Source organism: Pseudomonas sp. PKS (genome assembly GCF_051913525.1).
GTDB classification, from domain to species: domain Bacteria; phylum Pseudomonadota; class Gammaproteobacteria; order Pseudomonadales; family Pseudomonadaceae; genus Aquipseudomonas; species Aquipseudomonas guariconensis_D.
The window spans coordinates 165,421-189,369 of sequence record NZ_JBEGDO010000004.1 but is presented as its reverse complement, the minus strand read 5'-3'; the positions used below and the strand labels follow the sequence as shown (position 1 = coordinate 189,369).

Genomic DNA, 23,949 nt, shown 5'->3' with positions numbered 1-23,949 from the left:
GATGAACAAGATCACGCCGATAGACGAAACGAAAAAGACCGGCGCATCAGCGCCTTCCTCCATCGTGCCGGTCAAGCATCCGGAAGTGCCAGGCCTGTTCGACTATGTGCGCACCAAGGTCGTGCCCTTGCGCCCGGACCATCTGGAGCGTCACCGCATCGTGGCCTACAAGAAGAACTCGGCGATCAGCTCGGCCTTCGACCTGCTGCGCACCCAGGTGCTGCAAGCCATGGAAGAGAACGGCTGGCGCACGCTGGCCATCACCTCGCCGACGCCTGAAGCGGGCAAGACGGTGCTGGCGATCAACCTGGCGATGAGTATCGCCCACCACACCACCAAGACCGCGTTGCTGGTGGACTTCGACCTGCGCAGGCCACGGGTCGGCGCCTGCCTGGGGTTGCCGATGGAGAAGTCGCTCAACGACTACCTGGCCAACGAAGCCGAGTTGAGCGATGCCATGGTCAACCCGACCTTGCCACGCTTTGTGGTGTTGCCGACCCGCGAGCCCATTCCGCTGTCGACCGAATTGCTGTCCTCGCCGCTGGTGAGCAACCTGATCCACGAGTTGCGCGAGCGTTACGAGTCGCGCATCACCATCTTCGACCTGCCGCCGCTGCTGAGCTCCGATGACGCCATCACCTTGCTGCCGAAATTCGATTGCGTGTTGCTGGTGGTGGCCAATGGCATGAACAGCAAGAAGGACATCGAGGACAGCCTGTATCACTTGGGGGCCAGCAACTTGATCGGGACGGTGCTGAACAAGGCCGAGGAGCAGCCGCGTACCTACTACTGACGTACTGGCAACTGCGCAAGGGCTGCTGATCAGTTTGGGGTGTACCAGGGGTACTTCTGCTCCCAATGCCAGGCATGCGAGACGATCTGCTCCAGCGCCGCGAACGCCGGTCGCCAGCCCAGCACGGTCCTGGCCCGGCTGGCATCGGCCACCAGCCGGGGCGGGTCGCCGGCGCGGCGGGGGGCGTCGCTGGTGGCGATCTTGCGCCCAGTCACGCCGCAGGCGGTGTCGATCACTTGCTGCACCGAGAAGCCTAGGCCATTGCCCAGGTTGAATGCCGTGCTCGCACCGCCGGCGAGCAGGTAGTCCAGCGCCAGTGAATGCGCCGCAGCCAGGTCGGCCACATGGATGTAGTCGCGGATGCAGGTGCCATCCGGCGTGTCGTAGTCCCGACCGTACACCGTGATCGTCTCGCGCCGTCCGGAGGCCGCCTGCAGGATCAACGGCAGCAGGTGGGTCTCCGGCTCATGGCATTCACCCAGTTCGCCCTCCGGGTCCGCGCCAGCGGCGTTGAAATAGCGCAGGCAAACGGAGCGCAAGCCATAGGCACGGTCGAAATCCTCGAGAATCTGCTCGACCATCCACTTGCTGCGTCCATAAGGGTTGATCGGCTGCTTGGGATGCGCTTCGTCGATGGGCACATGCTGCGGGTCGCCGTATACGGCGGCGGTCGAGGAGAAGATCAGGTGGCGGACATTGGCGCGCACCATGGCCTGCAACAGGCTCAGGGTCGCGACGACGTTGTTCTGGTAGTACTTGGAGGGCTCGACCACCGACTCGCCCACCTGTATGAACGAGGCGAAATGAAACACCGCGCTGAACCGATGCTGGGCGAACAAGGCATCCAGGGCATGGGTGTCGGCGATGTCCAGCCTGACCCAGTTCGGACGCGGCCCGCAGGGGCAATTGTCCGCCACCATGACGTCGTGCCCTGCGCAACGCAGGTGCTTGACCATGTGCGAGCCTATGTAGCCCGCGCCGCCGACAACCAAGAACTTCATCCAAGCCTCCTGGAATCTGTTTGATGTGCAAGCGCGCTCCGGAGGGGCCGGGCGGTCATCCTTAGCAAGCGGATCAGGTGGTCAGCGGGTTGGCCAACTGCATGGGCACGCCCCTGGTTTCTTGGAGCCTAGATGCCTATTTCAAGAACAGCCAATTCGTCATCTGCCTACCGTCGAAACGGATCAGGTAGCGCCCGTCCTGGTAGCTGACGGGGTATTCCTGAAGCTGCCCCTGGGCGTTTCGACTGAACAGTTTCAAGCCGTCGACGGCCTGGATCGACAAGGTGCCGTCCAGCGGCTCGACACGAAACGGGGTCCGCTTGTTCGGCTGGGGCTCGGCCCGGGTGCCCAGGGAGATCAACAGGTTCCGCGACTGTTTCAGCGGTTTGCCGTCCAGGCTCTGCACCGCCACGCTGGCGCTGGCGGTCTTGAGCTTGAGCTGGATATCGCCGAGCGCGAGTGTCTTGCCGCCGAGCCAGCCGATGGCCGCCTGGGTCAATGGTGTGTCGATGGTGTAGAGCCCCTGTTGCCAGTTGCGCCTGAGCTCGCCGGTGTCGCTGCGGGCCTCGCTGGCGTTGGCCGGCAGCAGGGACTGATTGGGATCCTGGATAACCTTTGCTGCGGCGGGCAGTGCGCTCGCCTGCAGCCACGGCAGTGCCGGTGTCTTTGGCAGGGCAATCTGCAATTTGCCTTTTTCCATGGCTGTGCGCAGCAGCACCGAATCGGCTGGCGAGATGGACTGGTTGAACAAGGTGTCGGAGGTGGGGGCGAACACGTAGCTTTGGCCGGCTTCACGTACATCGCCGCGGCGATAGACCAGGGCGGCGGCCGGGAGTGTGGCCAGCTGGCTGGGGTCGTTGTAGGCGTGCCAGTTGCTCGCCGAACGATCCTCCTCGCGGAAGGGCTCCTGGCTGTAGGCGTAGTGCATCAAGGCGTCCCAGCCCTGATAGCGGGCCGTGGCGGCGACATACAGCGCCAGTGTGTAGCGATCGGCCACAGGCTGGGTGTCGCTTTGCCATTCGTTGTTCCACTCGGTCACGCTCAACGGCCGGCCCACGACCTGGGCTGCGGCGAGCCAGTTGACCAGGTTGTCGCTCGTCAGCGGGTTCTTCTCCAGCTGGCCTGCGCCGCCATAGCTGTGGACGTCGATCAGGTCGCCACTGGTCAAGGCCGGCAAGGCGCTCAGGCCATTGCGTCCCCAGGTGCTGGTGGTGACGATGGGCACCTTCACGCCCAAAGCACGCAGGTGATCGATCATCTGCTGGTCGAAGCGTTGCTCCAGGTCGTTGAGAAACAGCTTGGATGGGCCATGTTCCCAGGCGCGCCAGGTCTGCTCCTTCGCAAGCCCATGCTGCTTGGCGAAGGCCTCGGCCAGCGCCATGTAGCGTTTGATGTGCTGGGTCGGTGTCTTGTCTGGGAGCAGGGCATTGCCGTAGTGCCCGGTGAGGTCGTTTTCATTGGTGATCAGTACCGCGGCGATGGCCGGGTCATCCTTGTAGGCAAGGCTGGTGTAGGGGTTGACGTGCCCCAGGTACTGCTCGGCGAAGTGCTTCATCGTCTGGGCGATGGTGTCGTTCACATAGTTGTAGCCCTTGAGGTCGGCGATGGGCTGTTTGTCGCGGTCGGTCAGGCCTTCGCGCTTGGGCAATTCATCGAAGCCGCGGATCTTGTCCCTGGCCATGAGGGCGCGTTGGACGTGCAGGTCCAGCCACACATAGATCCCTTCGTCCTTGAGGCATTTGATCCACCAGTCGATCTTTTGCAATGACTCAGGGCTCAGGTTCTGGGTGTCACGCACTTGGTCGTGCCGGCCGAAAATGCTCGGTGTCACCCAATACGAGTCATGGTGATGCAGGCGCACGAGGTTGAAGCCCAAGGCCGACAGGCGCTTGGCCTGGGCACGGATTTCGTCGTCCGAGGTTTTGAACAGCGCATAGGCCGAGACGTTGGTGCCCCAGAAGCGCGCGGGGGTGCCATCGGCGAACTGCAACTGGTCACCCACCGCCTTGACGAAGCCACGCTTGCCGGCCGGTTTTTCCCCGGCGTTGAGGAACGACAGGTCCACCGGCGAGGTGCGCCAGTCTGTCTGGTCCAGCGGCCAGCGGCTGGTGTCGCCCAGGCCGAAGCGCTCATCGGAGGTCTGGGCCAACTCGATGCCCTGCGAGACCGTGAGCACGCCTTTGATTTGCTGAGTGCCGGGCGCGATCTGGTCCTTGTAGAAGAATGCCCGTACTTCGGCGTCGTCGATGGGTTCGATGTACACGCTCGTCAGGGGCGGGTCGAAGCGCATCTCGATGTACGGCCCTTTGGCGCGGTCGCCCCAGCTCCAGCCGCGGTTGCCCGGCAGCAGATTGGGCTTGCCCATTTCAGTGAACAGGGCGCGGTCGAACTGGAACGAGATGCCGCCGCCCATCACATTGGTTTTGCGGCTGTGGGCCTGCAAGTCGAAAGCCCAGGTCAGGCTCTGCTCCGTGGTCTTGGCGATCTGGGCCTTGAGGTCGAACCCCAGTGTCGAGTTCCTGGCCCGCAGGCTGTAGGTAAAAGGGGCCTCTACCTTGAAGGCGCCGCTGTCGAAGTTCGCCCATTTCCAGTCGGCAGCGAAGAACTTGAACTTGGCCTGCATTGCCAGGTTACCGCCACGGGTCAACTGTGGCAGGCCCTGGCTTTCGTCGATACTGGCGACCCAGTCCTCGGCGTGAGTGACGGGGGGCAGGGCCAACAGCAGGGTGAGCAGCAGGGATGAAACCAGGCAGTGTCGTGTCATGCGGGTCACCGGGCGGGCAGGCCGGCACCAACGATGCCGGCAGCGTGGGCGAGTTTGAATCGGCGCACCATCTGCACATAGGCAACGGCTACACCGGCGAGGGACCAGTACACCACGGGGATGAACGTGATGCTGCTGACAGTGAAGATCGTGACCAGGATGCCAAGCAGGGTCGCCAGCAAACTGCGCCCGAGCCGGCACAGGTGCTCGTCCTTGTCGGCAAACGTACGCAGTGTCTTGCGCAGGCTCAGCACCGTGGAGGTGAAGAAGGCGATGAACAAGGACAGGCCGATCACGCCAAAGCGCAGGGCCAAGTTCAGGTAGGTATTGACGATGTCGATGATGCCTTGGCCCTGGACCATCGACTGCATTTCCGGCGTCTTGCGAAAATCGAACGAGCCGAACCACAGGTTGCGCTCGATGACGATCAGCGAGTTGTCCAGCAGTCGCTCCCGATAGGTGATGTTGTCTTTTTCCAGGGTGCCGATGTACGGCAGCATGTCGATCACCTTCTCGCCCCCCGGTACCACGGCCAGCAGGGGCAAAGAGAGCATCCCGGCCACTGCGAGCATCGCCAGGCGCTTGACGGCGCCGCGCCCGGTGGCGATGAACACGACGATGATCACCCCGGTGCCGACCCAGGGTCCGCGTGACATCGGCACGAACAGGCCGGCGGCCAGCAACAGGGCACCCAGGGTGCGCTGCAGCGTGCTGTGCACGTAGCCTTGGACGAACAGGTACAAGCCGATGCCGACCATCATCACGTAACCCAGGACGATCGCCTGGCCGGTGGTGGCGCTGGCGCGCAGCGAACCGCCACGGCTCAGGTAGCTGGTCATGTCCATCTGGATGCCCAGCACGTAGGTCAACGCGTTGTACAGCAGCCAATGGCGCACATACTCGAAGGTGCCGATCAGCGCCAACAGCATGGTGGCGATCACGAAACTCAGCAGCGCGTCCTTGAAATGGCTGAGCTCCTTGAGTGCCCGGCTGGCCACGTAGTAGGGCAGGAAGATATCCAGGAACAGGTACAGCGTCTGGCGCAGGGTGTCGGTCACGCTGGTCTCGCGCAGGTAGAGCAGGTTCATCAGCACCAGGCTGGCGAGCAGGAAGCGGTCAGGCCAGGTGCGTCCGAACGGCAAGGTGTCCGACTCCTGGCGCAGGGCCAGGGCCGCGGGCAGCAGCACGCTCAGGCTGAGCAGGCGGATGTGGTCCAGGTCGACCAGGTAGTTGATCACGCCAAAGCCAGGCACCGGTATCGCCGCCGCTGGCATCAAGAACAGCAGCATGAGGAACAGCGCCATCGGGTTGGGCTCGCGCCGCCCGGCAACCAGCAGCACCAGCAGGGCAATCGCTGAGTAGATCCAGAAGTTGCCGGACACGAATATCAGCAAGGTCAGGGCGAACCAGAGGTTGCGCCGACGCTTGAAGTCGGCTGGGCGGATCAGGTCCAGCGCCGGCCGTCGTGCCATGGTGAACACCACGGTGGCCAGGAACAGGATGACGATCAATGCGCGAAGGTGTTCTGGCATAGGCGGTGATGACCTGTCCCTTTGTGATGGACGACGGCTAGCGACATGGCAGATTGAGACTATAGTGACTTTAGCCAATAGGTCAGGGAATGTAGTCATGCCGTCAGTCGACTTATCGCCGCCGACCAGCCTGCGCAAACGTGCATTGGGAGCGGGTGCGTGGAACATGGTCTCCCTGGTCGGTACGCAGGCCCTGCGCCTTGGCGGCAACCTGATCATGGCACGGCTGCTGGTGCCGGACATGTTCGGCATCATGGCCATCTCCACCACCTTGTCGGTGGTCCTGCACCTGCTGTCGGATGTCGGCCTGCGGCAGAACATCATCCAGAGCCCGCGCGGCGACGATCCGCTGTTTCTCAATACCGCCTGGACCGTGCAACTGCTGCGCGGCATCCTGCTGTTCGCCGTGACGCTGCTCATCGCCTTTGGCTCCTGGGTGACCCAACAGATCAACCTGTGGCCAGCCGGATCCTCCTATGCCGCTCCGGAACTGCCGTTGGTGCTGGCGGTCACCGGCATTTCCGCGGTGATCTACGGCTTGCAGTCCAACACCATCGACTTGGCCGTGCGGGCGTTCCAGCAAAAGCGCGTGGTGATTCTCGAACTCACGGCGCAGTTCGTCGGATTGCTGGTCATGCTGGTGTTCGGCTACCTCACCCGTTCGATCTGGTCGTTGGTGGCCGCAGGGATCGTGTCCACCCTCGTCTCTACCGTGATGAGCCACCTGCTGTTCGAAGGGCCACGCAGCCGCCTGTGCTGGGACAAGTCCGCGCTGACCGAGCTGATCAACTATGGCCGCTGGATCCTGCTGTCCTCGATGGTGGGCGTGCTGGCCATGAACGGTGATCGCATCTGGTTCGGCGGGGTCATGTCCACCTTCGACATGGGTGTCTATTCCATTGCCGTGCTGATTCTCTCGGCCGTGCAGGTCGGCTTGCTGAAACTTGGCGGGGCGGTGGTGCTGCCGGCCTTCAGCGAGGCCACCCGCGCTGGCGACAAACCCCGGCTGCTCAAGCTGTACAACCACTTCAGGCTGTACTTCGACACCGCCTGCCTGTTCGCCTGCGGCCTGTTCCTCACGGTCAGCCCACTGATCATCAGCTGGTTGTACGACGACCGTTACCAGGATGCGGGCCGGATATTGGCTATTCTTTCATGGTCGTTCTTCACCTTGCGCTACAGCTTGGCCCACCAGGTGTGGCTGGCCGTGGGGCTGACCAAGTACCAGGCCATGGACAACATCATCCGGGCCGTTTCGCTTTGGGTGGGGATGCCAGTGATGCTGGCCATCGGCGGCGTGGACTACGCGATCTGGTGGGTGGCGCTGCATACCTTCCCCACGTTGATCCTGGTGTTCTACGTCAATCGAAAACTGGAGATGTTCAGCCTCAAGCGTGAGCTGATGGTCCTGCCGATCATCGCGGTCGGCGCGTTGTGTGGTGAGCTGGTGACGCGGCTTTTCAACGGGTTCTGATTCCATCGCGAATACTCTGTCTGTCGCCGTCGGAAACCTAGAATTCAAAGTCAATTTCACGGCATGGGTCTTGGAATCATGGGAAAGCATGACTCTGTTTCCCCGCTGCTAGGACGCAGGGGCTTTCTCAAGGGATGCGCGGTATTGGGGGCGGGCGGGCTGGTCTTCGGGCTTTCCGGGACTGCTACGCGCAAGGTCTCTCAGACCGGGGGCTTCGTGGTGATCAACGGATGGGTGTTGCCCGCCGAATACTTTCGCAAGGCGTGAGCATGATCAAGGATTATCAGACGCACAAAGCACTGCGTGATGATTACGACTTCTGCATCATCGGCGGGGGACCTGCGGGCATCACCCTGGCCCTGCGCCTGGCCGAAGCAGGTTGGCGCGTGGTGCTGCTCGAAGGCGGTGGGCACGAGTATTCCCAGCAGTCCCAAGACCTCTACCAATGCAGTTCCTCCGGTCTGGAGGCGTATATCCACGACACGCGCCTGCGCTTTCTGGGGGGCACCTCCAACCATTGGGCCGGGCGTTGCCGGCCATTTGAAGCCTCGGACTTTTCTGTCCCGCCGCCGGGCGGCATTCCCGGCTGGCCCATCGCCTATGCCGAGATCGAGCGTTACCTGCCGGCCGCCATGGCGATTGTCGACCTGCCGGAAGGCGCGCACTTCCAGGCGATCAATGTCAGTCGGCTCGGTGATGACTTCGTGCCCGACGAGTTCTTGCTCAGCCCGCCCACACGGTTTGCCCAGAAGTACGCCAAGGCGCTGGAGCAAACGCCAGGGCTTGATGTGTTCATCCACTGCAATTGCGTTGACCTGGAATTCGATCACGTTGCCGATAGGGTCAAGGCTGTAGTGGTGTCCGATTACGATCAGCACCGTGAGCGGGTGATCGCTCGACAGTTCGTGCTGGCGATGGGCGCTGTCGAAAATGCCCGGCAACTGCTCAACAGCGAGTCGCTGGCTGCCGCGGGCGTGGTCAAGCCCGATGGTTTTGTCGGGCGCTGTTTCATGGAGCACCTGAATGTCGACCTGGGCACGTTCATCCTCAACAGCGGAAAGGTGGACAAGCCTCGCCAGTACTTCACCACCGATGCGTTCGTGGCTGAGTATCACGCGGGCAAAGGCAATGTCTCCGCGACGGTGCTGGACGAGGTGACGAACTATGGCCGGACCGCCCAGGTCAAGGACTTCCTCGAGACCCTCAGCTGCAATATGGGGATCGCCCACAAGATCGATTTCATCGCCAAGTTCAACTGCCCCGGCGATGGTGTGCTGAGCACCATGATCGAACAGTTCCCCAACCTGCAGAGCCGCCTTTCGACCGTGCAAGAAAAGGACGCGCTGGGCGTGGCCAAGGTGAACATGAACTGGGTGCTGAGCGGCGATGACCGCCAGACCATCAAGTGCATTGGCGTCGAGCTGGCCAAGCGTTTCGCCGAGAGCGGGCTGGCCTTCGTCAAGTTGAACGACTTCGTCCACGACACGTCCCTGCCCCTGAAAATGTCGCCCCACGCGCACCACATGGGGACCACGCGCATGGCGGCCTCGCCCGATGCCGGAGTAGTCGACCCGGACTGCAAGGTGTTCGGTACCGACAATCTGTATATCGCTGGCAGCAGCATCTTCGCCAAGGGCGGGGCGAGCAATCCGACGATGCCGCTGCTCCAGTTCGCCTTGCGACTGGTGGACCACCTGGATGCAAAGATGAAGTCTCAGGCGGGCGAAGTCGCCTGACGGGTGTGACAGCGTGTCTGCAACTTGTGGATGTTTCGCAGCTGCGCTGATGGGGGCAGGTACCGTGCGCGAGGGGCGCGTGGCCTGGGTTCGGTTCGACATCGATAGGTGTGTGAGGGCGACAGCATGATGGGATTTTTGAAGAAGATCGTGAGGCATTACGCCATGTCCACCGGACGTGGAAGCGGGTTGTACAGGCGCCTGTGCCGACCGACCGCAATGGAGTGGGGTCAGTACATGACACGTTGGGGACGGTTCTATTCCACCGGCAACAACGTCCATATAAACCCGGGGTGCAATATCACCGACCCTACCTTGGTGCGGCTGGGCAGCAATTGCGGGCTGTCCGATTGCACCCTGATCGGGCATGACGGCGTGGTGGACCTGATCGAGGCCGTCTACGGCAAGAAACTCGATTCGGTGGGGTTCATCGATGTGCGTGACAACAGCTGGGTTGCCCACGGAGCGATCGTCATGCCCCGGGTGACCATCGGGCCGAACTCCATTGTGGCCGCCGGGGCGGTGGTGACCAAGGACGTGCCACCGGGTACGGTCGTCGGTGGCAACCCGGCCAAGGTCCTGTGCACGCTCGAAGACCTGGTCAAGCGGGTCGAGGCGCGCTGCGAGGCCTACCCTTGGATCGACCTGATCAAGAACCGCGCAGATGTCTTCGACCCGCAGTTGGAGCCGAAACTGGCCGCCATGCGCGCCGAGTACTTCTACGGCAGCGGGAGGCAGGAGACATGAGTGAAAAGCTCGTCGATGTGCTGATCGTCAACTACAACACCGCAGGGCTGTTGCAGCCGATGTTCGATGCCCTGCGCCGTGGCGAGGGCGCGGATCTGGCGAGCTACCTGGTGGTCGACAACGCCTCGGTCGATGACTCCCTGGAGCGCCTGGCGGCGGTCTGCCCCGAGGCGCTGCTGCTGGCCAATCCGAAGAACGTCGGTTTTGGCCGCGCCAACAATCAGTTGGTCGAGCACCTGCGGGGCAAGTACGCCTTGCTGCTCAACACCGACGCCTTCGTCGCAGACGACACCCTCGTGCGTACGGTCGAGTACATGGAGGCACACCCGGAGTGCGGCGTGCTCGGGGTGCGTCTGGTGGGGCGTGAGGGAGACCTGCAGCCCAGCTGCCGGTACTTTCCGACGCCGCTGAACATGTTTGCCGCACGCACGGGGCTGGAGCGTTTCTTCCCTGGCCTGCAGACCATCGACGAGATGAACTGGGACCACGACTCGGTGCGTGAATGCGACTGGTTGCCAGGCTGCTTCTACCTGGTCCGGCGCGAGGTCATCGAGCAGGTAGGCTTGTTCGACCCGCGCTACTTCCTCTACTACGAGGAAGTGGACCATTGCAAACGGGTCAAGCAGGCCGGCTGGAAAGTCGTGTACTACCCCTACACCACGGTGGTGCACATCGGCGGCGAAAGCTCCAAGTCGGTCACCGAACTCGAAGCGGCCAGCCGGCAGATCTCGGTGATGCAGATCGAAAGCGAGCTGCTGTACTTTCGCAAGCACCATGGCGTGCTCGGGCTTGCGCTGCACATGCTGTTGGTGAGCCTCGGTGACACTTTGCTGGCGCTCAAGGCATTGCTCAAACGACGTGGCTGGGGGGCCGTCGAAGCCAGCTGGAAGCATGCCCGGGCGACCTGGGCGCTGCTCTTCGACACGCGCTTTGCACGTCAGCCGACACGCTAGGGGGCCGTATGTTCGAGAACGTTCGCGCGGACCTGCGGGCCCATGGAGGCGACTGGGCGGCACAGGGCTTCTGGGTGATGCTGGTCTACCGTTTCGGGCGCTGGCGCTACGGGGTGCGTCCGGCGTTGCTGCGCAAGGTGCTTTCGTTCGTCTACAAGGTGCTGTTCAAGCTGGTGCAGATCCTCACCGGCATCGAGCTGCCCTGCGAGGTGGAGCTGGGGCGCAACTTCGTCATCGACCATTTTGGCGGCATCGTGGTCAGCGGCTATGCCCGCTTCGGCGACGACTGCCGCATTCGCAATGGCGTGGTGGTGGGCTTGAAGAACGTGCAGGCGCCCATCGCGCCGGTGTTCGGCAACAACGTCGATATCGGCACCGGTGCCAAGGTGCTGGGCAATATCCGCATCGGCAACAACGTGATCATCGGGGCCAACGCGGTGGTGTTGACCGATGTGCCCGACGATTCGCTGGCTGTCGGCGTGCCCGCGATCATCAAGCCCCGACGCAGTGGCGGATGAGCCCATGATGACTGGCATCGGTGTGGTGGTGATCGGGCGCAACGAGGGCGCGCGGCTGGAGCGCTGCCTGGATTCGCTGGCCGGTGCGGCGGATCAGGTGGTGTACGTCGACTCAGGCTCCACCGACGGGTCGGTGCAGATGGCGCAGGCGCGGGGCATCGAGGTGCTGGCCCTGGACATGACGCAGCCCTTCACCGCTGCGCGCGCGCGCAACGAAGGCTTCGCCTGTTTGCATCGCGTAATGCCTTCGGTGCGCTACGTGCAGTTCGTCGATGGCGATTGCGAAGTGGTGGCCGGCTGGTTGTCCGCTGCGCAGGCCTTCCTCGACCAGCACCCGGAGGTCGCAGTGGTCTGTGGTCGGCGCCGCGAGCGATTCCCCACACATTCGATCTACAACCAGTTGTGCGACCTGGAGTGGGACACCCCGGTCGGCCAGGCCAAGGCCTGTGGCGGCGATGCGCTCATGCGCGCCGATGCCTTCGTCCAGGCGGCCGGCTACCGCGCCGACCTGATCGCCGGAGAGGAGCCTGAGTTGTGCGTGCGCCTGCGTGCCCAGGGCTGGAAGATTTGGCGCCTGGACGCCGAAATGACCCTGCACGACGCCGCCATGACCCGCTTCAGCCAGTGGTGGCGGCGCAGTCTGCGTGGCGGCTATGCCTTTGCCGAAGGCGCGTTCCTGCATGGCGCGGCACCGGAGCGCCATTGGTTGCGTGAGTCGCGCCGAGCCTGGGTGTGGGGGCTGGGGATTCCCTTGGCGACCCTGCTGGCCTGTACGGTGTTCGGTTGGGGAGGGCTGTTGCTGTTGCTCGTCTATCCGTTGCAGGTGGTGCGGCTGATGCGCCGGGGGCGAGGGTCGTTGCAGCAGAACGGGTTGCAGGCGGGGTTTCTGGTGTTGGGCAAGTTTCCCGAAATGTGTGGGCAGGTGAAGTTCTTGCTGAAAAGGTTCGGTGTCGGCAAATCCGTGTTGATCGAATACAAGTGAGATGTCCATGACATATCGGTCACTGGTCAAAAGCGTGTTCACCCTGCACCCCGGATACTCGCTGAGGGCGCTGCACAACAAGCTCCGCCTGGTGCGGCACATGGCGCGGGAATGGTCTGGCCTCAATGCGTTCCAGCGGCGCCTGTCACTTGCCTTGGGTGACAGTGGCCGGGAGCGGCTGGGCATCGATTGCATCGGTCTGGTCCAGTGGCCCTACATCAGCAAGGACTGGCCGGCGTCGATGCGTTTCGATGCGCTGGCCTCGCACTACGAAGTGGTCAGCAGCCGGTGCCCGAGCCTGCTGTTGCTGGGGCGCGAAGAGCGGCTGCTGCTCGATGACCTGTCGCGCTATTCACCGGCATGCTCTTTGGTGCTTGATCGCGCGTTCTGGTTCATGCGCGAAGGGGAGTTGGTGCTGAACCTGTTCCAGTACGATCTGCGGGTCGCGTCGCTGGCCTTCAGCCTGGGCCTGGAGGATGGCGAGCTGTGCGTGTTCATCGGCGCAGTGCAGGGCATTCACAAAGGCATCGACAGCGAAACGTCGCTGTCGATCTACCGCACACTGACCAAGGATTTCGAAGGGCTGCGCCCGCGCAGCCTGTTGATCGAGGTGCTCCGCCACCTGGCCACGCGCCTTGGCGTCACGCGGCTCTACGCCGTGGGCGATGGTTACCGGCATCACCGCCATGCCTACTTCGGCGCGCAAAAGGTCCAGGAGTTGCCGACCAACTACGACGTCATCTGGCAGGAGCACGGCGCGCTGCCTTCGCAGCGCCAGGACTTCTACGTCATGCCGATCGACGAGGCCCGGCGCAGCCTGGACGATGTCGCGCCCAAGAAGCGCGCGATGTACCGCCGCCGTCATGGACTGCTGGACGATGTGTTCGCCCAGGTGGACGCCACGTTGCGCTTGCAGGGTAAACAATCGGTGAGCTTGAAGGAGGCAGGCTACCCTGAGTCAGGAGTGCACCCATAATCAATCGAACACGCATTCAGTCGGGTCCCTATGCGCATTACGTATTTCGTCAATCAGTACCCGAAGGTCAGCCATAGCTTCATTCGCCGTGAAATCCTGGCGCTGGAGCGTCAGGGCTTCGTCATCCAGCGCATGGCCTTGCGGGGTTGGGATGCGCAGTTGCTGGATGCCGACGACATGACCGAGCGGGACCAGACCCAGTACGTCCTGCAAGGCGGCCTCAGAGGCCTGATCAAACCCCTGCTGCAGGTGCTGCGGGCCGACCCGCGACGGTTTTTCGCCGCACTCTGGCTGGCCCTGCGCCTGGGCTGGCGCGCCGACCGGCCATTGCCTTACCACGTGGTCTACCTGGCTGAAGCCTGCTGGGTGCTGCAGCGATTGCGGGCATTTGGCAGCGAGCATGTGCATGCGCACTTTGGCACCAACTCCACCGAAGTGGTGATGCTGGCCAATGCCCTCGGCGGGCCGGCGTACAGCTTCACCGTGCACGGTCCGGAAGAGTTCGACAAACCTCAGTTTCTCCACTTGGGCGAGAAGGTCCGGCGCGCCGCGTTCGTCGCGGCAATCAGCTCCTACGGGCGCAGCCAGTTGTTCCGTTGGGTGGCCCATGGGCATTGGGCCAAGGTGAAGGTGGTGCATTGCGGCTTGGAGCGGATGTTCCACGACGTGCCGGCAGTACCGGCCCCGGCGGTGCCACGGCTGGTGTGCGTGGGGCGGTTGTGCGAACAGAAAGGGCAACTGTTGCTGCTCGAGGCGGCGCGCCGCCTCGCCGAGCGCGGCGTGGCCTTTGAACTGGTGCTGGCGGGCGATGGCGAGATGCGGGCGGATATCGAGACGCTGATCGCCCGGCACGGCCTGCAGGCCCAGGTGCGCATCACCGGCTGGATCAGCAGCGCGCAGGTGCGTGCCGAGATCCTGGCGGCGCGCGCCCTGGTGTTGCCGAGTTTCGCCGAGGGCCTGCCGGTGGTGATCATGGAGGCCATGGCCTTGCGCCGACCTGTTCTGACGACCTATGTGGCGGGCATCCCCGAGCTGGTCCGCCAGGGTGAGAACGGCTGGTTGTTCAGCGCCGGGGCCGTGGAGGAACTGGCGCAGGCCATGGCCGACTGCCTGGCGCAACCGGTGGAGGTGCTCCAGCGCATGGGTGAGGCGGCATATGCGCGGGTGCTGGAGCGCCACGACATCGATACCGAGGCCGGTAAGCTGGCCGCACTGTTCAGGGCTCCGGCATGACAGGGCTCGCGGCGGCGATACTGGGCGCGCTGGCGTTGCTCGTGCTGTTGCCGACGCTGGTGTTGTTCATCGAGGTGCTGATGGCCTGCCTGCCGGCGCGGCTGCCGCCGGCAGCCCGCGTACCGCGTCCGCGTTTGGCGGTGCTGGTGCCGGCCCATGATGAGGCCTCGATCATCACCGCCACGCTGGACAGCATCCGCGCGCAGTTGTGCGAGGGTGATCGGCTGCTGGTGGTGGCGGACAACTGCACCGATGACACTGCGGCGCTTGCGCGGGCAGCAGGTGCCGAGGTGGTCGAGCGTTTCGATGCGCAGGCGCGGGGCAAGGGCTATGCGCTGGACTTCGGGGTGCGCTACCTGGGGTTCGACCCACCGCCGGTGATCATCGTGATCGATGCCGATTGCCAGCTGGGCGAGGGCGCGCTCACGCGCCTTGCCACCTGCTGCATCGACAGCGGGCGTCCGGTTCAGGCGTTGTACCTGATGCAGTCGCCTGACGGCGCAGGGCTCAAGACCCGCGTGGCCGAATTCGCCTGGCGCGTGAAGAACCTGGTGCGTCCACGCGGCTCGGCGCGGCTGGGCCTGCCTTGTCAGTTGATGGGCGCTGGCATGGCGTTCACCTGGCGTGACCTGGCCTCGCTGGAGCTTGCCAGCGGCCATTTGGTCGAGGACCTGAAGATGGGCCTGGACCTGTGCCGCATCGGCAAGGCGCCGTTGTTCTGTCCCGATGCCATGGTCACCAGCTGGTTTCCCGTCAGCAACGAAGGGCTGGGGGCGCAACGCCGACGTTGGGAGCACGGGCACCTGGGCGTCTTGCTCAAGGATGCGCCACGGTTGTTGATCGAAAGCCTCGCCCGTCGCAACGGTGCGTTGTTGGCCCTGGCGCTGGACCTGATGGTGCCACCGCTGGCCTTGCTGGTGTTGGCCTTGGCCGGGGTCTTCTGCCTTTCGTGGTTGGCCTGGTTGCTGCTGGATGTCAGCACCGCCCCCTGGCTGGCGAGCTGCGCAGTGGTATTGCTGGGCATCGCCATCCTGCTGGCCTGGTACCGGTTCTGCCGAGGGCTGATCGCCTTTTCGGTGCTGCTCTACGCGCCGCTCTACGCGGCGAAGAAGATCCCCATCTACCTGGGGTTCCTGGTCAAGCGCCAGGTGGACTGGGTGCGTTCCAAACGGGATGGCAACTGATGCCTCTATCGATCTGGCAAGGCCACTGGAGCACCATCGTCGACAAGCTGCGGGTGGTGGAAAACGCAGAGGATGAGCAGCGCTTGCTGGCCCAGTTATCCACACCTGGGGCGCAGCGGGTGCTGGGTTTCGTCAACGCCCATGCCATGAACCTGGTGACCCGCGACCGCGCTTATCACCAGGCGTTGGCTTCGGCGGACGTGCTGTTGCGCGATGGTTCGGGCATGGCGATCCTGTTGCGCCGGCTGGGGGTGGCGCCTGGGTTGAACATGAATGGCACCGACTTCATTCCCAAGTTGCTGATGGCCTTCAGGGGGCGGCGCGTGGCGTTCTGGGGCACCGAAGCGCCTTTTCTGGACAACGCAGCGCGCAGCAGCGAAGCCCGCTTCGGGGTTCAGGTGACGTCTGTTCACCATGGTTTCGACGAGGTCGATACCTACATGGCCCTGGCGCACCGGCAGCGGCCGGAGCTGATCGTGCTGGGCATGGGCATGCCCAAGCAGGAGGCCGTCGCCGCCCGGCTGGCGCAAAGCGGCGTGCCCTGTGTGGTGGTGTGCGGCGGGGCGATCCTGGACTTTCTTGGCGACAAGGTGACGCGAGCGCCGCGGTGGATGCGGCGCTTGGGCTGCGAGTGGTTGTTCCGACTGCTGCGTGAGCCCAGGCGGCTGTTCAGCCGGTATGTGGTCGGCAATCCGTTGTTTCTCTGGCGTACGTTGAGCTATGCGCGAGCGCGTGGTCACTGATAGGGAGCGGTGTCTGCTTCGCGGGTGAACCCGCTCCCACAGGTTCGGCGCAAGCCTTGCAATAGGGTGTTTACTCACCCCACAGGTTCGGCGCAGACAGTGTGGGAGCGGGTTTACCCGCGAAGGGCGCGACACGCATCTGAAGCGGCCACAAAGAGGGTAAATCCCCGGCGCGGTTCCAAAGTACTGCTACAGTGATATCAAACGCACCCAGGTGTCGAGGATCCTCGGCAAACGGGTCGCACTATCGCCCTGGGGAGCAGTCCGCGCATTGGCGTGTGATTCAGGTATCGATAGTCACGGGGACGATCTCCTACGTCATTGACCAGGCGGCACTCGCAGAGTGCGCGTCGGGTCTTTGTCTTTTCAGGATGAGTACGGTTGTTCTTGGCTTGGTAGGAAAGCGTGTGGTTTCTCGGCATCAGTGAGGACGAACAATGGTTTTCGAACCCAGAAGTAACCGTTCCCTACTCCAGCGCAGACGCAGCATCAGCAACGCCATTCAGGCCGGGCTCGACGGCATCGCGGTGACCGGGGTCGCCTGGTACCTGATCTACCTGCACGTCGGCTACATCACCCCCGATTACGTCATCATGCTGCTGTTGCTGATCGGCGCCCTGGCGGTGGTCTATGACCACTACGCCATCTACCGCAGCAACGTGGGGCTGTCGATCAAGGCTTTCAAGCTGTTCAAGGCCTGGACGGTGACGTTCTGCTTTCTCGTGGCCATGGCCTTTCTCACCAAACAGAGCGAGCAGTATTCGCGCCTGCTGGTGGGCGAGCTGTTCGTCATCGGCTATTTCATCCAGTTGCTGCTGCATTTTCTGGTACGCGAAATCCAGGTGAAGTTCCTGACGCTGCCCTACAGCCATGAGAACGCCTTGATCATCGGCTCTGGTGAGCTGGCAACCTTCCTTCACAAGAAGATCAGCAACAACCCTTGGCTGGGCGAGAAGATCGTCGGCTGCGTGCACATCGGCGAGACGGACCTGCAAGTGGGCGCGCAGGAAGGCGAGGATGGCCCGGTGATCCTGGGCGATATTTCCCATCTGGATGACATCGTGGTGCGTCACGGTATCAAGACCGTCTACCTGGTCACGCCGCTGGAAGGCTCGCAACTGATCCGCGATGTTTACTTGCGGCTGCTGGACAAATGCGTTTCGGTCAACTGGATTCCCGACATCTTCTCGCTGCGGTTGATCAACCACAGCGTGCGCGAAATTGCCGGTATCCCGGTGCTCACGCTTTCCGAAACGCCGCTCACCGGCACCAGCCTGTTCCTCAAGAATCTCGAAGACAAACTGCTGGCTGCATTGATTCTGCTGTGTGCCGCGCCGGTCTTACTCATCGTCGCTGTGGCGATCAAGCTCGACAGCCCGGGGCCGGTGTTCTTCCGCCAGGAGCGCATGGGCTGGAGCGGCGAGACCTTCCGCATCTGGAAGTTCAGGAGCATGTTCGTGCACCAGCCCGAAGCCGGGGTGCTCCAGCAGGCGCAGAAGAACGACCCGCGCATGACCCGGGTCGGGGCGTTCATTCGCCGCACCAGCCTCGACGAGTTGCCGCAGCTGTTCAATGTACTGATGGGCGAGATGTCCCTGGTAGGGCCACGTCCGCATGCCATCCAGCACGACACTCAGTATTCCCGGGACATTGCCGACTACTTCGCGCGCAACAATATCAAGCCTGGCATGACAGGGCTGGCGCAGGTGCGCGGTTACCGGGGGGAGACCAAGGATCTGGGGCAGATGATCCAGCGGGTCGATTCGGACATCGAGTACATCAACAACTGGTCGGTGTGGCTGGACTTCATCATTCTCGTGCGCACGCTCTCGGCGTTCACCGGCAAGCAGGCGTATTAGCGCGTCAGGCGGGTCTGGATCATCGGCATCGGGTTCAGGTGCGCGTAGCGGCTGCGCAAGGTCTCGATCAACGACGGGCTCGGTGCCCGGGTGCAATGCAGGTACACCTTGGACAACCCGCCAAAGCCCATTTCCCGGTAGCGGCTGGCGATCTCTTCGTCGCTCGGCCCCTCGGGCACGCCCAGGTGCAGGGTCAGCCGGCCATCTTCCACCGCGAACAGCGGTGTGCTCCAGAGGAACCATTCCGAGCCGGTGCGAGGGAGCCTGATAAAGAAGTGGGCATGGTTGCCCAAGGTGTCGACGTCGCCGCCGCGGCGTCTTTTCCATTCCAGCAACCCATCGTCGGGGCGGGCCAGGCAGCAGCCGATGTCGTAGTAGTCGAAACCGTTTTCCAGCGCCCACTCCAACGCCATGAAGGTGGTGATCGAGTTGACCTCGCGCAGTTGCTTGGCATCGGCGAAGACCGATTCGGGGTAGCCGAAGCGGATGGTGCTCCAGTAGCGCTTGCCGGCGCGGGTGATGACGCACCCCAGGTGGCAGGCCACCACTTCCTCGTCCCGCAGGATCAGGTCCAGTCGGCCTGCGGACTTGGCGAGCCTGAAGACCTCGGCAGTGGCAATCTGTGAGGCGGACGCCCCATGGCGGGCCTTGGCGTAGGGTTGCAGCATCGTCGTGTCGGCATGGGCTATTTCTTCGTCGGTGACTGCCGGGCGCATGTGATAGCGCGGCCGGTGCTTGCGCAGGCTGCGTCGCAGCTCGCTGTTGTAGGTGGCGACGATGCTGTCCAGGGAGCGCCCTAGTGGCACCACGGCGCTCAGAAAGTGCGGCACCTGCAGGGCACCGGGCACCGGCACTTCGCTGGCCAGTACCACGGCATCGCTGGTCGCGCTGGCCGGCGTGGTCGCCCCCATCAGCAACTTGGCCAGGTCGCGGTGGGCTTTGCGGCCCAGGTAGATCACCTCGTGACTGCTCTGTTGGTCGGGTTTGAAGCGGCTGCGCTCCCAGCGCCACAGGCAGGCGCGGCTGGCCAGGTCCTTGAGCCTGGCCGACGCGGCCCTGATCTCGAAGCGGACCGACGGCGAAATGCACTGCCTGGCCAGTAGGGCGAGCTGTTCTTTCATCGCGGTGCTGGCGCTCCTTCAGGGGGCCTGGGCCTGTCTAGAACGAGTAAAGATGTGAAATAGCCCGCTCGCAAGGCAGGGGCTCAGTGTTCACCCAATGGAACGCTGAGGTCCGATTTGGGTATCTAGCGACTGTCCACTCGTCGGACTAACGTTGTGTCTATTGTTTTTTCACAGGGCGCGCCGACCGCCGAATCGAGCCGACTGACGGTCGCTTGGCATGGCCGGTGTTGCCTACGCTGATAGTCCCGCACATCAATTGTGGGCAGGCGACAACTGGATTGCGTACGTCTAAAAATCCCACCGAAGAAAGGAGCATTACCATGGCTTTCCAATACAAGCGTCTGGACAAGAACGACGCCGCTGTCTTGCTGGTCGACCACCAGACGGGTCTGCTCTCCCTGGTGCGTGATATCGAACCGGACCGCTTCAAGAACAACGTGCTGGCCCTCTCGGACCTGGCCAAGTACTTCAAGCTGCCGACCATCCTCACCACCAGCTTCGAAAACGGCCCCAACGGCCCGCTGGTGCCCGAACTCAAGGCGCAGTTCCCGGATGCGCCCTACATCGCACGCCCCGGCAACATCAACGCCTGGGACAACGAAGACTTCGTCAAGGCGGTGAAGGCCACCGGCAAGAAGCAACTGATCATTGCCGGCGTGGTGACCGAGGTGTGCGTGGCCTTCCCGGCGCTGTCGGCCCTGGAGGAAGGCTTCGATGTGTTCGTGGTCACCGATGCCTCCGGCACCTTCAACGAACTGACCCGTGATTCGGCCTGGCGCCGCATGGAGGCGGCCGGTGCGCAGTTGATGACCTGGTTCGGTGTGGCCTGCGAGCTGCATCGCGACTGGCGCAACGACATCGAAGGCCTGGGCACGCTGTTCTCCAACCACATCCCGGACTACCGTAACCTGATGACCAGCTTCAGCACGCTGACGAAGTAATCCGGCGTGGGAGCCGTGCCTTAGGGGCTACAGCGCCTAAGGTAGGGCTCCCCGTCTGTGTCCAGAGGTACCGGATGGGTCCACTGATTGGCTATTTCAAACTGGCCCTCAATCCCGGGCGCGGGGTTTTGCTCTTCACCTTGCGCACCATCGTCGCCGGCCTGTTGTGCCTGTACCTGGCGTTCATCTTCGATCTGGAACAGCCCAAGTGGGCGCTGATGACCGTGATCATCATCAGCCTGCCCTTGGCCGGCATGACCCTCAAGCGCAGCTTCGCGCAGGTGATAGGCACGGCGGCAGGGGCGGCGGTGGCGGTGGTGCTGATGGCGCTGTTCCCCCAGGCACCGATGCCCTTCATCGTTTGCCTGGCCCTGTGGCTGGCGTTCTGCACGGCAGGGGGCACGCTGCTGCGCTATACCGACTCCCATGCCTTCGTCCTCAGTGGTTTCACCGCCGTGGTGGTGGCGATGCTGGCGGTGCCAGAGCCGGACGGCATCCTGCTGCTGGCCATCACGCGCCTGACCGAAACCCTGCTGGCAGTGGCCTGTGTAGCCGTGGTCAGCCTGCTGACAGCGCGTCCGCAGGCGGTTGCCCAAGGTTACTTCGCCCAGGTCGACAGCCTGGTCAAGCTGATCGCTCGGCATGCCGCTGAGGTCATCAGGACCGAGGAAGACGAAGCCGCCTTCAACCAGCGCCAGGCCCAGTTGATCGCTCAGGTCAGCGCGCTGGAAGGCCTGCGCCGACATCTGTATTTCGATGCCCCGCACCTGCGCAGCGCCGATGGTCTGGTGCAACTGCTGGCCAACCAGCTGGTGCTGCTGGTGTCGCGCCTGTTGGTGTTGCGACAGCAACGTGAGCTGATCAAGCAGCACTGGCAAGGGCCACTGCCGTCCGACATCCAACTGCTGCGCAACGATGAGCTGGACAGCCTCGATGCCCTGGCCAGTGAGGGCGTGGCGTTGTCGGCGCAGCGTCGTCAGGCCATACACCGCCTGCACCAGCGCTTCGAGCAGGCCGCCGATCGTGCGGAGTTTCTCAGCGAGCCATTGCCACCGCGTCTGCGTTCACTGGCCTGGGCCCTGCGTTGGGAGCAGGCGCGTCTGTTGCAACAACTGAACGAGTTGATCGAGCTGAACGAGGCGATCCAGCAGGGCAGGGCTGCCAGCTGCCCCCACGCCCAAGGGCGGGGCAGTGCCCTGCATCTGGATTTTCGCCTGGCCGGCATGAACGCCGCGCGGGCCTTCCTGGCGTTGTTCCTGGCCGGGTGGCTGTGGATTGAGACGGCCTGGGACGGCGCCCGCTCCGGGGTGATCCTGATCGGCGTCATGTGCTCGCTGATGGCCACTTTGCCTCGACCGCTGCTGGCCAGTCAGAACTACAACCGCGGTTTGCTGGTGGCGCTGGTGCTGTCGGCGGTCTATCAGTTCGGCCTGCTGCCGATCTTCACTGATTTCGAAATGCTCGCCCTGTGCCTGACGCCCTTGCTCTACCTGGCCGCCGTCGGCCTGGCCAACCCCATGACCGCGGGGATCGGCATGGGCATCGGCTTGGTGGGCCTGCTGATGATCGGCCCGCAGAACGTCGGGGCCTACCACAACAGCGCCATCCAATGGTTCGAGTTCGCTGGGGCCTACCTGGCCGGGGGGCTGCTGGCGATGGTGGTGTTTGCCCTGGTCTTCCCGTTCAACCCGCAAAGGCGCATGGCTCGCCTGTTTCGCCTGAGCCGGGAGGATGTGTACCAGCAGGTGACCGCACCCTCCAGCCTGGTGCGCCAGTTCGATTTCGAGAGCCGCATGCTCGACCGGCTCTCGGCCATGATCGGCCTGCTGCCGGCCACCAGCGATGCGCATTCGCGGGAGTTGTTCGAGTGCAACCTGGTGTGCCCGGCGTTGGCCATCGTCCTGGCCAAGGCTCAGGCCCAGTGCGTCACCAGCGAGACCTTGCCGGAAGGCGTAAAGGCGCGATTGCGCCTAGGGTTGCAAGAGATGGCGGACTTCATCGGTGCGCGTCGTCGGGTGGACGTGGATGCACTGCTGCACGAGCTCGAAGCGCTTGGTGAAACCCTGGATGCCCTGCATCAAGCGCATTTCGAGGCGGGCCGGGAGGCGCTGCGTCAGTTGCTCATCCTGCGGGTCGCGCTGGCGATCGCCGGCCAGTTGCTCCAGCGCTACCGCCAGGTACTGGCGCCGGCCACGCAGCCTGAAGAGGAGGGCGCCTATGCCCATTGATTTCGAGTTCGGCGGTGTCTATCTGCCGCCGATCGCCCAGGCGCTGTTGCTTGGCTTGCCGTTGTTTCTGCTTGCTGACGCCTTGCTGCGTCGGGTCGGGGTGCTGGCGCTGGTGTGGCATCCCGCTTTGTTCCAGGGCGCTCTGTATGCCGCGATTTGCGCGGCACTGGTGTTATCGATGGGAGTGAGTGTCTGAAGATGCCTGCCTTGAAACCTGTATTTTCCAAGGCGCTGACCTTGGCCGTGCTGGCCCTTGCCCTGGTGCTGGGCTGGTTTGCCTGGGACTACTATACCCGCGCGCCCTGGACCCGCGACGCCCGGGTGCGGGCGGATGTGGTGACCCTGTCGGCCGAGGTGGCCGGTCGCATCATCGAACTGCCGATCCATGACAACCAGTTCGTCAAGCAAGGCGACCTGCTGCTGCAGATCGACCCCGCCCGTTACGAACTCGCTGTCCTGCATGCCGAGCGCGCGGTCGAAGTCGCTCGCGCCGCACTGGGGCAGTCCAAGGCGTCGATCGTCGCCAACGAAGCCCTGCTCAGGCAACGGCGCAGCGAGGAGCAGCGCCGGCGCAGGCTTCAGTCCCTGTCGGCGATTTCCGCCGAGGAGTGGGAGAAGTCCGGCACGGACGTGGCCGTGGCCCAGGCCGATCTTTTACGCGAGCAGTCCAACCTAGGCTTGGCACAGGCCAACGTGCAGCTCGCCGAGGCCACATTGAAGCAGGCTCACCTGGACCTGGAGCGCACCCGGGTTACCGCGCCGGTCAGCGGCTACGTGACCAACCTGCTGACCCGGCAGGGGGATTTCGCCCAATCGGGCACGCCGCTGTTGGCGTTGGTCGACAGCAGTTCGTTCCACGTCAGTGGTTACTTCGAGGAAACCAAGCTGCCGAAGATCAAGGTGGGCAGCCGCGCGCGCATCGCCCTGATGAGCGGCGAGGTGCTGGAGGGCACGGTGGAAAGCATCGCCTACGCCATCACCGACCGCGAGAACCAGCCGGGCAACCGCCTGCTGGCCAACGTCAACCCGAGCTATACCTGGGTCAAGCTTGCCCAGCGGATCCCGGTGCGCCTGCGTCTGGAGCACAGCGCCGACGCACCACCGTTGCGCGCCGGGACCACGGCGACGGTCACCATTGTGGAATGAGGGTGGGTGAGTCTG

The 23,949-nt window shown here is 63.5% G+C and carries 21 protein-coding genes; 17 read left to right on the top strand and 4 right to left on the bottom strand.

Annotated features, from left to right (window positions below; all coding sequences use genetic code 11):
- The first annotated feature begins 1 nt into the window (after window position 1).
- Window positions 2–793, top strand: a complete 792-nt coding sequence (locus ABOA88_RS06510; RefSeq protein ID WP_230387801.1) for a CpsD/CapB family tyrosine-protein kinase — start codon at window positions 2–4, stop codon at window positions 791–793.
- A gap of 29 nt (window positions 794–822) precedes the next feature.
- On the opposite strand, the gene galE is transcribed toward ABOA88_RS06510, so the two are convergent.
- The 3 genes from galE to ABOA88_RS06495 all read right to left on the bottom strand — a co-directional run bounded on the left by galE (window position 823) and on the right by ABOA88_RS06495 (window position 6,090).
- Window positions 823–1,794: a UDP-glucose 4-epimerase GalE gene (gene galE, locus ABOA88_RS06505; RefSeq protein WP_196169775.1), complete on the bottom strand. Its 972-nt coding sequence runs from the start codon at window positions 1,792–1,794 to the stop codon at window positions 823–825.
- A 136-nt stretch (window positions 1,795–1,930) separates the two neighbouring features.
- Window positions 1,931–4,558 (bottom strand): cellulase family glycosylhydrolase, encoded by a 2,628-nt coding sequence (locus tag ABOA88_RS06500; protein ID WP_196169774.1) that lies wholly within the window; start codon window positions 4,556–4,558, stop codon window positions 1,931–1,933.
- Between the two features lie 5 nt (window positions 4,559–4,563).
- On the bottom strand, window positions 4,564–6,090 hold the full coding sequence (locus ABOA88_RS06495) for an O-antigen ligase family protein (RefSeq protein WP_196169773.1): 1,527 nt from the start codon (window positions 6,088–6,090) through the stop codon (window positions 4,564–4,566).
- Between the two features lie 97 nt (window positions 6,091–6,187).
- Here ABOA88_RS06495 and ABOA88_RS06490 point away from each other — a divergent pair, with 97 nt between their 5' ends.
- The 12 genes from ABOA88_RS06490 (at window position 6,188) to ABOA88_RS06435 (ending at window position 18,495) form a co-directional block, all read left to right on the top strand.
- Entirely contained in the window at window positions 6,188–7,564 is a 1,377-nt protein-coding gene (locus tag ABOA88_RS06490) for an oligosaccharide flippase family protein (RefSeq protein ID WP_196169772.1), read from the top strand.
- A gap of 63 nt (window positions 7,565–7,627) precedes the next feature.
- Entirely contained in the window at window positions 7,628–7,831 is a 204-nt protein-coding gene (locus tag ABOA88_RS06485) for a twin-arginine translocation signal domain-containing protein (RefSeq protein ID WP_328327890.1), read from the top strand.
- A gap of 2 nt (window positions 7,832–7,833) precedes the next feature.
- Window positions 7,834–9,300: an FAD-dependent oxidoreductase gene (locus ABOA88_RS06480; RefSeq protein ID WP_196169770.1), complete on the top strand. Its 1,467-nt coding sequence runs from the start codon at window positions 7,834–7,836 to the stop codon at window positions 9,298–9,300.
- Between the two features lie 126 nt (window positions 9,301–9,426).
- Window positions 9,427–10,047: an acyltransferase gene (locus tag ABOA88_RS06475; RefSeq protein ID WP_196169769.1), complete on the top strand. Its 621-nt coding sequence runs from the start codon at window positions 9,427–9,429 to the stop codon at window positions 10,045–10,047.
- On the top strand, window positions 10,044–11,000 hold the full coding sequence (locus ABOA88_RS06470) for a glycosyltransferase family 2 protein (RefSeq protein ID WP_367851348.1): 957 nt from the start codon (window positions 10,044–10,046) through the stop codon (window positions 10,998–11,000). The genes ABOA88_RS06475 and ABOA88_RS06470 overlap by 4 nt, the downstream gene beginning before the upstream one ends.
- Window positions 11,001–11,008: 8 nt before the next feature.
- Window positions 11,009–11,518 (top strand): serine O-acetyltransferase, encoded by a 510-nt coding sequence (locus ABOA88_RS06465; protein ID WP_367851349.1) that lies wholly within the window; start codon window positions 11,009–11,011, stop codon window positions 11,516–11,518.
- Window positions 11,519–11,522: 4 nt separating this feature from the next.
- Window positions 11,523–12,500, top strand: a complete 978-nt coding sequence (locus ABOA88_RS06460; RefSeq protein ID WP_367851350.1) for a glycosyltransferase family 2 protein — start codon at window positions 11,523–11,525, stop codon at window positions 12,498–12,500.
- A 7-nt stretch (window positions 12,501–12,507) separates the two neighbouring features.
- Window positions 12,508–13,476, top strand: coding sequence for a DUF535 family protein (locus tag ABOA88_RS06455; protein WP_367851351.1), 969 nt, complete (start codon window positions 12,508–12,510; stop codon window positions 13,474–13,476).
- A gap of 30 nt (window positions 13,477–13,506) precedes the next feature.
- On the top strand, window positions 13,507–14,709 hold the full coding sequence (locus tag ABOA88_RS06450) for a glycosyltransferase family 4 protein (RefSeq protein ID WP_367851352.1): 1,203 nt from the start codon (window positions 13,507–13,509) through the stop codon (window positions 14,707–14,709).
- Entirely contained in the window at window positions 14,706–15,893 is a 1,188-nt protein-coding gene (locus ABOA88_RS06445; protein WP_196169763.1) for a glycosyltransferase family 2 protein, read from the top strand. Before ABOA88_RS06450 ends, ABOA88_RS06445 begins: the two co-directional genes overlap by 4 nt.
- On the top strand, window positions 15,893–16,636 hold the full coding sequence (locus tag ABOA88_RS06440; protein ID WP_196169762.1) for a WecB/TagA/CpsF family glycosyltransferase: 744 nt from the start codon (window positions 15,893–15,895) through the stop codon (window positions 16,634–16,636). Before ABOA88_RS06445 ends, ABOA88_RS06440 begins: the two co-directional genes overlap by 1 nt.
- Before the next feature lie 437 nt (window positions 16,637–17,073).
- Complete coding sequence (locus tag ABOA88_RS06435) at window positions 17,074–18,495, top strand: undecaprenyl-phosphate glucose phosphotransferase (RefSeq protein ID WP_196169761.1); 1,422 nt, start codon at window positions 17,074–17,076, stop codon at window positions 18,493–18,495.
- Here ABOA88_RS06435 and ABOA88_RS06430 read toward each other — a convergent pair.
- Window positions 18,492–19,616 carry a hypothetical protein gene (locus ABOA88_RS06430; protein ID WP_367851353.1) on the bottom strand — a complete coding sequence of 375 codons (1,125 nt, stop codon included), beginning with the start codon at window positions 19,614–19,616 and terminating at the stop codon, window positions 18,492–18,494. The genes ABOA88_RS06435 and ABOA88_RS06430 overlap by 4 nt on opposite strands.
- A 323-nt stretch (window positions 19,617–19,939) precedes the next feature.
- On the opposite strand from ABOA88_RS06430, the gene ycaC reads away from it, so the two are divergent.
- The 4 genes from ycaC (at window position 19,940) to ABOA88_RS06410 (ending at window position 23,934) form a co-directional block, all read left to right on the top strand.
- The gene (ycaC, locus tag ABOA88_RS06425) at window positions 19,940–20,560 is read left to right on the top strand and encodes an isochorismate family cysteine hydrolase YcaC (RefSeq protein ID WP_043214892.1); all 621 of its coding nucleotides are present in this window, start codon (window positions 19,940–19,942) and stop codon (window positions 20,558–20,560) included.
- Window positions 20,561–20,634: 74 nt separating this feature from the next.
- Window positions 20,635–22,788, top strand: coding sequence for an FUSC family protein (locus tag ABOA88_RS06420; protein ID WP_367851354.1), 2,154 nt, complete (start codon window positions 20,635–20,637; stop codon window positions 22,786–22,788).
- Complete coding sequence (locus ABOA88_RS06415; protein WP_043214896.1) at window positions 22,778–22,984, top strand: DUF1656 domain-containing protein; 207 nt, start codon at window positions 22,778–22,780, stop codon at window positions 22,982–22,984. The genes ABOA88_RS06420 and ABOA88_RS06415 overlap by 11 nt, the downstream gene beginning before the upstream one ends.
- Before the next feature lie 2 nt (window positions 22,985–22,986).
- A complete protein-coding gene (locus tag ABOA88_RS06410) occupies window positions 22,987–23,934 on the top strand; it encodes an HlyD family efflux transporter periplasmic adaptor subunit (protein ID WP_419183382.1) in 948 nt (315 codons plus the stop codon).
- Window positions 23,935–23,949: the final 15 nt, after the last annotated feature.